11 protein-coding genes are annotated in these 12,416 nt (G+C 67.7%); 7 read left to right on the forward strand and 4 right to left on the reverse strand.

All coding sequences use genetic code 11. From position 1 onward, the window contains the following. Positions 1 to 50: 50 nt before the first annotated feature. The 3 genes from OG326_RS37670 to OG326_RS37680 all read left to right on the forward strand — a co-directional run bounded on the left by OG326_RS37670 (position 51) and on the right by OG326_RS37680 (position 3,769). Positions 51 to 983 carry a TauD/TfdA dioxygenase family protein gene (locus OG326_RS37670; protein WP_327141874.1) on the forward strand — a complete coding sequence of 311 codons (933 nt, stop codon included), beginning with the start codon at positions 51 to 53 and terminating at the stop codon, positions 981 to 983. Between the two features lie 490 nt (positions 984 to 1,473). Beyond that, positions 1,474 to 2,685 (forward strand): CaiB/BaiF CoA transferase family protein, encoded by a 1,212-nt coding sequence (locus tag OG326_RS37675; RefSeq protein WP_327141875.1) that lies wholly within the window; start codon positions 1,474 to 1,476, stop codon positions 2,683 to 2,685. 151 nt (positions 2,686 to 2,836) lie between these two features. Further along, entirely contained in the window at positions 2,837 to 3,769 is a 933-nt protein-coding gene (locus OG326_RS37680) for a hydroxymethylglutaryl-CoA lyase (RefSeq protein WP_327141876.1), read from the forward strand. Between the two features lie 23 nt (positions 3,770 to 3,792). On the opposite strand, the gene OG326_RS37685 is transcribed toward OG326_RS37680, so the two are convergent. Next, complete coding sequence (locus tag OG326_RS37685; RefSeq protein WP_327141877.1) at positions 3,793 to 4,047, reverse strand: hypothetical protein; 255 nt, start codon at positions 4,045 to 4,047, stop codon at positions 3,793 to 3,795. A gap of 301 nt (positions 4,048 to 4,348) precedes the next feature. Here OG326_RS37685 and OG326_RS37690 point away from each other — a divergent pair, with 301 nt between their 5' ends. Next, positions 4,349 to 4,867, forward strand: coding sequence for a hypothetical protein (locus tag OG326_RS37690; protein ID WP_327141878.1), 519 nt, complete (start codon positions 4,349 to 4,351; stop codon positions 4,865 to 4,867). Positions 4,868 to 5,102: 235 nt separating this feature from the next. Here OG326_RS37690 and OG326_RS37695 read toward each other — a convergent pair whose 3' ends face one another. Together OG326_RS37695 and OG326_RS37700 are read right to left on the reverse strand one after the other, a co-directional pair. Beyond that, positions 5,103 to 6,230, reverse strand: coding sequence for an acyl-CoA dehydrogenase family protein (locus OG326_RS37695; protein ID WP_327141879.1), 1,128 nt, complete (start codon positions 6,228 to 6,230; stop codon positions 5,103 to 5,105). A gap of 9 nt (positions 6,231 to 6,239) precedes the next feature. Continuing rightward, a complete protein-coding gene (locus OG326_RS37700; protein ID WP_327141880.1) occupies positions 6,240 to 7,409 on the reverse strand; it encodes an acyl-CoA dehydrogenase family protein in 1,170 nt (389 codons plus the stop codon). A gap of 220 nt (positions 7,410 to 7,629) precedes the next feature. Here OG326_RS37700 and OG326_RS37705 point away from each other — a divergent pair, with 220 nt between their 5' ends. Continuing rightward, positions 7,630 to 8,493: a hypothetical protein gene (locus OG326_RS37705; RefSeq protein WP_327141881.1), complete on the forward strand. Its 864-nt coding sequence runs from the start codon at positions 7,630 to 7,632 to the stop codon at positions 8,491 to 8,493. A 159-nt stretch (positions 8,494 to 8,652) separates the two neighbouring features. Here the strand turns inward: OG326_RS37705 and OG326_RS37710 are convergent, their stop codons facing one another. Then, entirely contained in the window at positions 8,653 to 10,464 is a 1,812-nt protein-coding gene (locus OG326_RS37710) for a DEAD/DEAH box helicase (protein ID WP_327141882.1), read from the reverse strand. Between the two features lie 254 nt (positions 10,465 to 10,718). On the opposite strand from OG326_RS37710, the gene OG326_RS37715 reads away from it, so the two are divergent. Together OG326_RS37715 and OG326_RS37720 are read left to right on the forward strand one after the other, a co-directional pair. After that, the gene (locus OG326_RS37715; protein ID WP_327146708.1) at positions 10,719 to 11,540 is read left to right on the forward strand and encodes a carbon-nitrogen hydrolase family protein; all 822 of its coding nucleotides are present in this window, start codon (positions 10,719 to 10,721) and stop codon (positions 11,538 to 11,540) included. 235 nt (positions 11,541 to 11,775) lie between these two features. Continuing rightward, on the forward strand, positions 11,776 to 12,414 hold the full coding sequence (locus OG326_RS37720; RefSeq protein WP_327141883.1) for a phosphoribosyltransferase: 639 nt from the start codon (positions 11,776 to 11,778) through the stop codon (positions 12,412 to 12,414). Positions 12,415 to 12,416: the final 2 nt, after the last annotated feature.

Below are 12,416 nucleotides of genomic sequence, written 5' to 3' on the forward strand. Positions count from 1 at the left end.
GGGCCGGTGGTGTGCTCGAACGAAGCAATCGTTCGAGCGAAAGGCCCAGTATGTCCGTCGATTACGCCACCACCGCCACCGTGGTGAAGCTCGGCAGCAAGATCGGTGCGCGCATCGACGGCGTCCGTCTCGGAGGCGAGCTGGATTCCGAGACCGTGCAGGTCATTCAGAACGCGCTGCACGAGCACAAGGTCATCTTCTTCCGCGGCCAGGAGCATCTGACCGAGGACGGCCAGCACGAGTTCGCGCAGCTGCTGGGCGCGCCCACCACCCCGCACCCGACCGTCACCTCGAAGGGCGTCAAGTCGCTGCCCATCGATTCCGAGTACGGCCGCGCCAATAGCTGGCACACCGACGTCACCTTCGTGGACCGCATTCCGAAGGCGTCCATCCTGCGCGCGGTGCACCTGCCCGCCTACGGCGGCTCCACCACCTGGGCCTCCACCGTCGCCGCCTACGAATCGCTGCCCGCGCCGCTCAAGGCGCTGGTCGAGAACCTGCGCGCCCGGCACACCAATGCCTACGACTACGCCGCCGACCGCAGCGATTCGCACGCACCCAATGATCAGGGCAAGGCCTACCGCGCCGAATTCGAGTCCACCTACTACGAGACCGAACACCCGGTCGTGCGCGTACACCCCGTCACCGGTGAGCGCGCCCTCCTGCTCGGCCACTTCGTCAAGAACTTCGTCGGCCTCACCGCCGCCGAATCCCAGGCCCTCTTCCAGCTCCTGCAGGCCCGAGTGACCAAGCTGGAGAACACCACCCGCTGGAACTGGCAGCTCGGCGACGTAGCCATCTGGGACAACCGCGCCACCCAGCACTACGCCATCGACGACTACGACAGCCAGCCCCGCCGCCTCACCCGCATCACCCTGGCCGGCGATATCCCCGTCGACATCCACGGCAATCCGAGCACCATCATCACCGGCAACGCCGAGCACTACTCCATCGTCGAAAAGGTCGCCCCCCGCGCCGCCTGACAAAACCCCTTTCGGGTGCGGTGCACATGCGCACACCGCACCCGGAAAGCCCGGCCGGTGCGACAGACACCCTCAACATCTCGACTGTCGCACCGGCCTTTTCGTGCAAATCAGACCTCGACCTCCCACCCGCTGCATAGGTAATCCGGCTACAGCTCCCGACGTGCCCGGGGCTGCGCGCTTTCCTTCGGTCACCGCACACCCCTTGTCGCTGCGCCACACCCTCTGTACGGGCTGTGCCGCCTATAAACGGGCTGTGCGATCGATGCGTACAACCGTGTTGGACTACAACACACGGTGAACGAGCGCATCACTGGTCCGCTTTGACCGATTCCGTCAGCGCCCAGTCCGGTCGATAGGCAACGGCGCGCGTGGCTTCACGTGCCGCACACGGAATCTCATGCCGCTTCGTGCGCGCCGGGCCAGTTCGTGCGCGGCGGTGGGGTGCGCGGGCGGGGAGCGGGGTCCGTGGTGGGGCAGAATTGCGGGTATGGAGATTCGGCCGCTCGATGGGGTGCGGGTTCTGGAGTTGGGGAATTATGTTGCCGCGCCTACGGCGGGGCGGATTCTCGGGGACTTCGGGGCGGAGGTTATCAAGGTCGAGCGGCCCAAAACTGGGGATGAGCTGCGGAATTGGCGGCTGTACGGCGGGGATACGTCCATGCTGTATCGGACGGTGAATCGGAACAAGAAGTCGATCGTGCTGGATCTGCGGACCGAGGCGGGGCGCGCGATTGTGCTGGATCTCGTGAAGCAGTGTGATGTGCTGCTGGAGAACTTCCGGCCGGGGATGCTGGAGAAGTGGGGGCTCGGGCCCGAGGCGCTGAACGCGGCCAATCCGGATCTGGTCATCACGCGCATTTCCGCGTACGGGCAGACCGGTCCGCTGTCGCAGCGGCCGGGATTCGCGGCGGTGGCCGAGGCGGTCGGCGGGCTGCGCGAACTCGTGGGTGATCCGGATCGGCCGCCGGTGCGGGTGGGCGTCTCCATCGGGGATTCCATCGCGGGCATCTACGCGGCCTTCGGAACGGTCATGGCGCTGTTCCAGCGCGAGCGCGTCACCGATCGAGTTCCCTTGGACCAGCGCATTATCGATGTGGCGCTGAACGAGTCGATCCTGTCCGTCATGGAATCGCTGGTCCCGGACTATCTCGCCTACGGCATCAATCGCGAGCGGGTCGGCGGGCGCATGGAGGGCATCGCCCCCAGCAACGCGTACCCGTGCGGTGATGGCAACAGCATCATTATCGGCGGCAATGGCGACGCCATCTTCCAGCGCTATATGCAGGTGATCGAACGGCCCGATCTGGCGGCCGACCCCGAGCTGCAGGACAATGCGGGCCGCTGGCGCAATCGCGATCGACTGGACGCCGATATCGCCGACTGGACGCGACTGCGCACCCGGGACGAGGCGCTGCGGCTACTGGAGGCCGCCGCCATCCCGTGCGGGCCCATCTACACCGCCGCCGATATCGTGACCGACGAGCAGTACCTGGCGCGCAATATGATTCAGCACTTCCCGGTCGACGTGGGTGAACCCGAGCCCAAACAGGTCGGCTTCACCGGCATCGTCCCGGTGATCGGCGGCCGGTCGCTCCCCATCCGCAATGTCGGCCCCGACCTGGGCGAGCACACCCACGAGGTGCTCTCCGGCCTACTCGGCATGTCCGGCAGTGACATCGACGCACTGGAGGGCCGGTGACCGCCGCGATCACAACCGAAGCTCGCTCCCGGATCGTCACCGGAACTCACGCTCACGCAGAGACAAGAGCCGGTGGCTGGGCCCGCACCGGAGCGCGCTCCCGGTGTGGCTTCGGAGACGCCTGCACGCTGACTGATCGGAAGGGCCTGTGATGGCGGCGATTCTGCGAGACGTGACCCTGCGCGACGGGTTGCAGCTCACCGGGAAGATGCTGCCGGTCGAGCGCAAGGTCGAGATTGTGCGGGAGCTGCTGGCGCTGGGTGTGCCGGAGCTGGAGATCGGGTCCATGGCGCGGCCGGATCTGGTGCCGCCCATGGCCAATACGCTCGAGCTGGTGGCCGCGCTGACTCCCGAGGAGCTGCGGCGCTGCTGGGTGTGGGTGGCCACCCCGCGTCATGTGGAGAAGGCCGCGGCGGCGGGTGTGCGGAATTTCCAGTACTGCTTCTCGGTGTCGGATGCGCACAACAAGGCCAATATCGGCCGCACCACCGAGGACAGCCTGGCCGCCATGCCCGCGGCCATCGAGTTCGCGCAGGCGGCGGGCGGGCGCATTCAGCTGTGCCTGGCAACAACTTTCACCTGCCCGTTCGAGGGGCCGATCGATCCGCAGCGGGTCCTGGCCATCGCCCGGGATCCGCGCACCGAGGGCGCGGCCGATATCGTGCTGGCCGATACCCTCGGCCAGGCGCATCCGGGCCAGGTATCAGCGCTGGTGACAGCCGTTGTGGCCGAGGGGCGCTGGGGCACCGCGGAGCACCGGATCGTCTTCCACGGTCACGACACCTGGGGCATGGGCGTGGCGAATTCCCTGGCCGCGCTGACCGCCGGCGCGAATGTGGTCGACGGATCGCTCGGCGGACTGGGCGGTTGTCCGTTCGCCCCCGGCGCGTCCGGAAATACCTCCAGTGAGGATCTGCTTTTCGCCACTCGCCCGGAATGGTTCACACCGGATTCACTGGCCGCGCTGGTGCCGATTTCCGAACGCCTGCTTGCCGAACTCGGGGAACCGAATCGGTCGCGCACAATCGAGGGCAGCCGCTCCGAAGCAGCCGCTTTCGAATGGGTTATTCGCCGCCGGCCCTGAGGCTCAGCGATTGTCGCGGGGCCTCAGCGATTGTCGCGGGACATACCGTCCGCGCGCAGCTTGAGCAGAATCAGCCCCGCAGTGCAGGCGAGAATCAAACCGGCGACCGCGATTTCGACACGTAGACCGGCGATCCCGAGGACGGCACCGGTGACTCCGCCCAGGAAGATCAACCAGGCGACAGTGCGGGCCAGAATTGCCGACGATCGCAGCGACTGTGTCGCCGGCTCCCCGGACTGCGCGACGGCGCGCAGTGGGGATGTCGAGAATGCACCCATCATCCACTCCTCGATGACGCCCACCGAGTTCGGCGAACAACAGCGCGTCTCTCGGCAAATTTCGGGCGTCTCACGTGTAACTTTGGACACACATTACGGCTCGGCAACAAAATGTCCACGCGACACGTGCGCGCAACACGCGCACTTTACTGATTCGATATCTGAATTACTGCTGTTTGAGATGTAGTTGTGCCTTGCGGAATCGGCTGTGACGCTCCAGATCCAACCGGCCGCCCGCCTGGCCCCGCGTCCCCTCCTCCGTTAGGGTGAGCCCACTCGAGACGAAACAGGAGTGCCCTTAATGGACGGCAGCAACGCCGGCGCGGATAAGCGCGGCGACACTCCGCGGCGGCGGATACCCGCCCCCGTGGCCGGTGCCGCAGCCGCCGTCGGTGCGGTGTCGCTCGGCCTGGTACTGATCGGCGCGTGCGGCCTGGGCAACCAGGACGTGTACGTCGCGCCCCCCGCGTTGAACGCGGATCTGCAAGCCGCACCGGAGACTTCGCAATCCGGCACCACCACTCCCGTCGTGATCATCCCGCCCTCCCCCACCTGGCGGGTGGCCACCGAACAGTCCCCCCGGCACTCCGCCCCGCCGTCCGTGACCACCGACCCGGACGACCCGGGCGCCGACCCCTCGGCCCCCAGTACCTCGCGCACGACCACCACCCGGTCCACGACCACCACCACGCGCCGGTCCACGACCACCACCGAACCCGCCGCTCCCACAACGGAACCCACGCGAGGCACCACCGAACCCGCCATCGCGGCCGTGCCCACCACCGACCGCCCCGACGACCAGGCCTCCGGCGGCCAGTAGCGGAATCACCCCGTCACCCCGGCGCGGTCACCCCCTCACCCGTCACCCCGGCACGGTCACCCCGTCATCCCGGCGCGCTTCTGACCGGGATCCACCAGACCTGTTGGCACGCTTCCGGTGTGGATCCCGGCCATAAACATGCCGGGATGACGGGGGCCGCCTCACACATACGCTCCGGAAATGGCTCGCGCCCCATCCCAGAGCTGGGACGGGGCGCGAAACTTGTTGGTACGGGTCAGAACTCGACGAGGGTGTAGTCGGCTACGCGGGCGGTGAGCACGCGCAGGTGTTCCAGATCGCCGCCCAGGGTGCGGGCGATGGCGGTGAGGCGGGCCACGTAGTGGCTCACCGGATATTCGGTGGTGATACCGATACCGCCGTGCATCTGGATCGCCTCCTGGCCGATATGGCGGGCCGACCGGCCGACCTGCAGGCGGGCGCGCGCGGCGACCACCGGATCGGTGACATCGTCCACCAGTGCGGCGCTGGCGTACAGGCTCATACTGCGCGCCAGTTCCAGGGAGACATACATATTCGCCGCACGCTGGCTGAGGGTCTGGAACTTCGACAGCGTGACGCCGAACTGCTTGCGGGTCTTGAGATATTCGGTGGTGAGGCGCAGCGCCTCCTCCATCGCGCCGAGTGATTCGGCACAGAGCGCGGCCTGCGCCTGCGCGGTCACCACGGCTACAGCGGCCGCGGCATCGGCATTCTCGCCGAGCAGTTCCGCGGCGGCGGAGGTCAATTCGACCTGCGCGCCGCGACGCCCGTCGAAGGTGCGGAACGGCTTGCGCACCACGCCTTCCGCATCGGCCGCGACCAGGAAGAGCCCGAGTCCGCCGCCGGGCAACTGCGCGCTGACCACGAACTCGTCGGCGCAATCACCGTGCGGGACCGGATTCTTCACGCCGGTGAGCGCGTATCCGCCGCCCTGCGGAACCGCCGTGGTGGCGAGTTCCGCTGCGGGCCAGCGGGTTCCGGGCTCCTCGTTCGCGAAGGCCAGCAGCCTGGTACCGGCCACCAGCTCGGGCAGCACCCGCTGCTTCTGCGCGGCGGTGCCAGCGGCCACGATCAGCCCGCCCGGCACCAGTACGGCATCCAGAATCGGTTCGGGCGCCAGGCGGCGGCCGACCTCCTCCAGCACGACCATGACCTCCACGGGCCCCGCCCCGACGCCGCCGTCCTCCTCGCTGAAGGCCAGTCCCAGCACGCCGAGTTCGGCGAGCTGATTCCAGACATCGCGATTCCAGCCGAGTTCGGTATCGGTGACCTTCAGCCGGGTCTCCGGGTCGTAGGCACGGCCGAGCAGATCGCGGACCGTGTCCCGCAGCATGACCTGTTCATCGGTGAGTTCGAAATCCATGGCGGCAGCTCACAATCCGAGGATGGTGGAGGCGATGATGGTGCGCTGCACCTCGCTCGAGCCTCCGTAAATGGTGGTCTTGCGGTAGTTCAGATAGGCGGGGCCACTGCGCTGCGCCCAATCGGGCGAGGCGATGTCGTCGGCCTGCACCGGCAGTGCGTCCGGACCGGCGATATCCAGCAGCAGTTCGGTGGCGGCCTGCTGCAGTTCCGAACCCTTCAGCTTCAGCACCGAGGAGGCCGGATTCGGCTTACCGTCGCTCGGCTGCGACACCACCCGCGCGAGCGTGAGCTCCAGTGCCAGCAGCTCGTTCTCCAGCTCCGCGATGCGCGCCGCGAACACCGGATCCTCCAGCAGCGTGCCCGCGCCCGACCTGGTCTGCGCCGCATACTCTTTCGCCACACCGAGCTTGACCTTGGTGCGACCGACACCGGTGATCCCGGTGCGCTCGTTGCCGAGCAGGAACTTGGCGTAGGTCCAGCCCATGTTCTCCTCGCCGACCAGCTGATCGGCGGGCACCCGGACATTCTCGAAGAAGACCTCGTTGACCTCGTGATGCCCGTCGATGAGCTTGATCGGGCGCACGGTCACACCGGGCGACTTCACATCGAAGAGCAGCATCGAGATGCCGGCCTGCTTCTTGACGGTCGGATCGGTGCGCACCAGGCAGAAGATCCAGTCGGCGTACTGCGCCAGCGTGGTCCAGATCTTCTGGCCGTTGACGATGTAGGAATCGCCGTCGCGGACCGCGGTGGTGCGCAGCGAGGCCAGGTCCGAGCCCGCGTCCGGCTCGGAAAAGCCCTGGCACCACCAGATGTCGAGATTCGCGGTCGGCGGCAGGAAGCGCGCCTTGAGCTCCTCGGAGCCGAACTGCGCGATCACGGGGCCGATCATCTGGGCATTGAAGGTGAGCGGCTCCACCACGGACGCCAGCTGCATCTCGTCTTCCCAGATGTGCAGCTGCATGGGTGTCCAGTCGCGGCCACCCCACTGGGCCGGCCACTTGGGCGTGGCATAGCCGTGCGCGTTGAGGATCTGGTGCGTGGTGACGATGTCCTCGCGGGAGAGTTCGCGGCCGTACTTCACGCGGTCGCGGATCTCCGCCGGGATCTCGGTCCGGTAGAACTCGCGCAGTTCGTCCCGGAATTTCACCTCGTCAGGTGACAGGGCAAGTTTCATCGCATCTCCCAGCGTCGCTGTCTTATCGACTCCAAACCTACCCCCCGGTAATACGAGACCTGTCGGCTGGATCACAGTGACGCGCCGCCTCGCCCGACGGCTCACAGCGAGAGCTGGTACGTTGCCGAGAAGATCCGGCGTGCTCGTGCCGCATTTCACGGCGAAAGCAGCGGCCGGACATCGATTCCGGTATCCGAGAGAGTTCGCAGGAGCAGCACGAGTGAACGGCAGGACCCTTTCCCGGCGGGCCGCATCGGCCGCGGCCATCGCCGCCACGGCAGTTCTCGGCGCGACCAGCACGGCCGGCGCCGAGCCCGCCGCATCGCCGATCGATACCGCGATCACGCATCTCACCGATGCGGCCGGTCCGGATCAGAGCGCCCTGGCCGCGGTGAACACCACCGCCAAGGCCGCGGAACTGATCTCCGCCGCCAAACTGAGCAATATCGCCTTCGCACCCTTCGGCTATCAGGCGCCCACCCTGGGCTGCGGCTTCAATATGCCCTTCACCATGACGGTCGCCTCGGCCGAATCCGGTGAGTCCGGTCCCGACCGCGGCGTCGCCGGGCCGCCCGGAACACTGCGCTTCCAGGCCACCCCCGGCACCGTCGGCATGCCGCTGGCCTCCGGGCTCAGTGTCGCCTGGCTGAATGTGGCCAATGGCCGCAGCGGCATCAACGCGCTCGACGATCAGACCGATTACAACCTGCCGGCGCTGTCCAAGACCGTCGACTCCGGTCCGGGTACCGTCGTCGCCTCGCTGTGGGGCACCATCGACTACCCGGGCTCGCGCTGCGTGGTGCTGCCCACCGTGGGTCTGTTCACCGTCGCCGACCTGCCCAAGGATCCGCCCGCCGCGAGCGTGCCGACCACGCAGCCGAATGCCGCGCCGCAAACCGATGGGGCAGCTCCCCAGCCCGGGACCGGCCAGCCCGCGACCACCGCGCCGAGCGCTCCGGCCGCCCAGCCGAATGTCACCACCGCGCCCGACGCCCCCGCCGGTGTTCCGGCCACACAGCCGAATCCCCCGGCCACACAACCCAACTCCCCGGCCGTGGTCGGATCCAGCAGCGATACCAACTGATCCGAAAAACAGACTCGCGCCCAGGCTCGGAAGCCTGGGCGCGAGTGTTCAGCCCGGATCACGCGGTGGGCGCGGCCGGAATACGTTCACGCCCTGACCTTCTCGCCCGCACCGGCGCACGAGGAGCGGGTGCGGTGGAAACGGCAGGGCGCGAAGCGATTACGAGCGGGGCTTGCGGCGGGTGGCGTCCGGGCGCTTGAACTCACGGTCCACCGGGCGGCGCGGCGCGCGGCTCATGGCACGCGGTCCGGGCGCACCCGAATCCAGCTGGAGCTGAATGAGCTGGCCGCTGATTCTCGTGCGGCTCAAGGCATTCAGGGTCTCCTGCGAGAGATCGGCAGGCAGCTCGACCAGGCTGTGGTCGGGGCGAATGCTGATATGACCGAAGTCGCTGCGGCGCAGGCCGCCCTCATTGGCGATGGCGCCCACGATCGCGCCGGGAGCCACCTTGTGGCGCTTACCGACCTCGATGCGATAGGTGACCAGCTCCGCGCCGGTATTGCGGTGCAGGCTGGGCCCACCCTCGCGGGGACGGCGCTCACGGGGCTCGCGATCGTTGAACGAACGCTCACCGCGCTCGGCCCGCTCGCGGCGCGGGGCCGGCTCCGGATCGGGCTCCATGAAGAAGTTATTGCCGTCGTACGAGCCGATCGCCAGCGCGGCCGCGATATCCACCAGCGGGATATTGTGCTCGCGCTCGTAATCCTCGATGAGCTTGCGGAACAGCGGCAGGTTCGACGAGGCGAGATTCTCGGTGATGGTGTCACCGAACTTCGCGACACGCTGCGCGTTCACGTCGTCCACACTCGGCAGCTGCATCTCGGTGATGGGCTGGCGGGTGGCGCGCTCGATCGCGTCCAGTAAACGCCGCTCGCGCGGGGCGACGAACAGCAGCGCCTCACCGGAGCGGCCCGCGCGGCCGGTGCGGCCGATGCGGTGCACGTACGACTCGGTGTCGTGCGGAATGTCGTAGTTGACGACATGCGAAATGCGGTCCACGTCCAGGCCGCGCGCGGCGACATCGGTGGCGACCAGGATGTCGATCTGGCCGTTCTTGAGCTGGCCGATAGTGCGCTCACGCTGGGTCTGCGCGATATCGCCATTGATGGCGGCGGCGGAATACCCACGGGCGCGCAGCTTTTCGGCCAATTCCTCGGTCGCCTGCTTGGTGCGCACGAAGATGATGATGGCCTCGAAGGCCTCGACCTCGAGGATGCGGGTCAGCGCGTCCAGCTTGCGCTGGTACGACACCGAGACATACCGCTGACTGATGGTGGGGCTGGTCGAGGTCTTCGTCTTGACCGTGATCTCGACCGGATCGTGCAGGTACTGCTTGGAGATCTTGCGGATCACCGGCGGCATGGTCGCCGAGAACAGCGCGACCTGCTTCGTGTCGGGCGTGTCGCGCAGGATGCGCTCCACGTCCTCCTGGAAGCCCATCTTCAGCATCTCGTCGGCCTCGTCGAGGACCAGGTACTGCAGCTCCGTCAGATCGAGGGTGCCGCGCTCCAGGTGGTCGATGACACGACCCGGCGTGCCGACCACGACGTGCGCGCCCCGGCGCAGTCCGGACAGCTGCACGGCGTAGTTCTGGCCGCCGTAGATGGGCAGCACGTTCAGACCCGGAATGTGGGTGGCGTACCGGCCGAAGGCCTCCGCGACCTGTATGGCCAATTCGCGCGTCGGGGCCAGCACCAGGGCCTTGGGCGCCTTACCGACCATATTCAGACCCATCAGGATCGGGATGGCGAAGGCGGCGGTCTTACCGGTGCCGGTCTGCGCGAGACCCACCACGTCCTTGCCGGCCAGCAGCGGCGGAATCGTCGCAGCCTGAATAGGCGACGGCGATTCGTAGCCGACATCGGCGATGGCCCGCAATACGCGGTCATCGATACCGAGATCAGCGAAGGACGGGCCGTTCGCGTCCCTCTCGTCGTCAGTGGGAACGCTGTCGGCCGGTGAGGTACTCATTGACCAGGAGTTTACTGCCTTGCCCTGGTCGGTCCGACCATCGGGTGAATAGGCTGGAACTCGTGCAACCGGACAACCCGCCCTCGGCCGTCGCCGCGACCCCTGTTCTTCCGGCATCCGGACTCGGCCGGGCCGAACCCGTCCCGGTCCGCAATTACGTAACCGGCACGGCCGCAACGACAGAACCAGGCAGTTCGGGGGCAACGACGATCACCGTTCACGAACCTGCCGCCGAACCGGAACTCGCCGTCGGCGTGGCGGACGGCGGGGTTGTCGACATCGCCGTCGTGCAGTTCGCACCCGGCACGGACACCGTGGCCAATCTCACGACACTGCGCGAAGAAGTACGGGCCGCCGCGGCGCTCGGAGCCCAGGTGGTGATCGCCCCCGAATACTCCATGTTCTCGGTGCTGCACCTGGACGAACGCGCCATCCCCGCCGCCGAACCCCTCACCGGGCCGTTCGTCAGCGGATTGCGCGGAATCGCAGCCGAATTCGGGGTGCACCTGGTGGCCGGGGTCATCGAAACGCCCGGTGGCGACCGGCCCGCCGACCGCGTCTACAACACCCTGGTCGCGGCCTCCCCCGATGCCGAATTCGCGGCGGTCTATCGCAAAGTTCACCTCTACGACGCCTTCGCCTCCCGCGAATCCGATGTGGTGCTGTCCGGACCGCTCGACCAGTCCCCGACCTTCACGGTCAACGGGGTCGTCTTCGGTATGCAGACCTGCTTCGACCTGCGCTTCCCCGAGGGCATTCGGCGCATTGCGGCCGCCGGAGCGCACGTCCTGCTGCTGCCCGCCCAGTGGATTCCGGGCCCCGGCAAGGTCGATCAGTGGACTACCCTGCTGCGCGCCCGCGCCATCGAGAACACCATCTACGTCGCCGCCGCCGACCAGGCCGCGCCGCGCGGCTCCGGCGCCTCCATGGTCATCGCCCCCACCGGCGCCATCCTCGGCGAACTCGGCGACCAGCCCGGCATAGCCACCGCCCGCATCGACCTCGAGCACCTCCACCAGGTTCGCACCACCAACCCCAGCCTCGCCCTGCGCCGCTTCACCATTCGCAGCGAATAGCGCACTCACCCCATCGACCAGGAACTGAGGGCGGCGGCCACTCGCACAATGCCGCCACCATTTCCTGATGATCTCGAACCTCTGGCTCGCGCTCGCGGCACGCGGATCAGGGCCGGCTACGGCGGGCGTTGCCCGGCTCACGATCGCGGGTCACGAACCAGCGCGACCCGCTATTGAGGTGGCATTTGTCCTGTTCGGCGAGGCGGTGCCGGGGCGCGAACTAGACTGGGCAGCAATGATCTATCCCGATCGGGAGGCTGCAGGGCGGGCGCTGGGTGGGGTGCTCGGGTATCTGCGCGGGGCGGATCCGCTGGTATTGGGGTTGCCCCGGGGCGGGGTGCCGGTGGCGGTGGCGATTCGAGAGGTGACCGGCGGGGATCTCGATGTGCTGCTGGTGCGCAAGCTCGGGGTGCCGTGGCAGCCGGAACTGGCCATGGGAGCCATCGGCGAGGACGGGGTGCGGGTGCTCAATGTCGACGTGGTGCAGCACACCGGCGTCACGCCGGAGCAGTTCGCCGATGTCGAAGACCTGGAGCGGATCGAACTCGAGCGGCGGCGCCGAGTGCTGCGCGCCGACCCCCCGATTCCGCTGAAGGACCGCACCGTGGTGATCGCCGATGACGGCATGGCCACCGGCGCGACCGTCGCCGTCGCCTGCGAAGTCGCCCGCATACACGAACCCCGCCGCCTCCTGGTCGCGGTCCCCGTCTCCTCCGCCGAAGCGCTGCACCGCATTCGAGCGCTCGCCGACGACGTCCTCTGTCCCCTCGTCCCCCGCTCCCTCGGCGGCGTAGGCGCCGTCTACCGCGACTTCCACCAACTCACCGACAAAGAAGTAGTCCACCTCCTACACCCCGCCACCCCACACGACTGACC

It is taken from the genome of Nocardia sp. NBC_01327 (assembly GCF_035958815.1).
Taxonomy (GTDB): domain Bacteria; phylum Actinomycetota; class Actinomycetes; order Mycobacteriales; family Mycobacteriaceae; genus Nocardia.

Coding starts and splice junctions, on each gene's coding strand:
- OG326_RS37670 (WP_327141874.1), top strand. CDS start 51: ATGTCCGTCGATTACGCCACCACCGCCACCGTGGTGAAGCTCGGCAGC.
- OG326_RS37675 (WP_327141875.1), top strand. CDS start 1,474: ATGGAGATTCGGCCGCTCGATGGGGTGCGGGTTCTGGAGTTGGGGAAT.
- OG326_RS37680 (WP_327141876.1), top strand. CDS start 2,837: ATGGCGGCGATTCTGCGAGACGTGACCCTGCGCGACGGGTTGCAGCTC.
- OG326_RS37685 (WP_327141877.1), bottom strand. CDS start 4,047: ATGGGTGCATTCTCGACATCCCCACTGCGCGCCGTCGCGCAGTCCGGG.
- OG326_RS37690 (WP_327141878.1), top strand. CDS start 4,349: ATGGACGGCAGCAACGCCGGCGCGGATAAGCGCGGCGACACTCCGCGG.
- OG326_RS37695 (WP_327141879.1), bottom strand. CDS start 6,230: ATGGATTTCGAACTCACCGATGAACAGGTCATGCTGCGGGACACGGTC.
- OG326_RS37700 (WP_327141880.1), bottom strand. CDS start 7,409: ATGAAACTTGCCCTGTCACCTGACGAGGTGAAATTCCGGGACGAACTG.
- OG326_RS37710 (WP_327141882.1), bottom strand. CDS start 10,464: ATGAGTACCTCACCGGCCGACAGCGTTCCCACTGACGACGAGAGGGAC.
- OG326_RS37720 (WP_327141883.1), top strand. CDS start 11,776: ATGATCTATCCCGATCGGGAGGCTGCAGGGCGGGCGCTGGGTGGGGTG.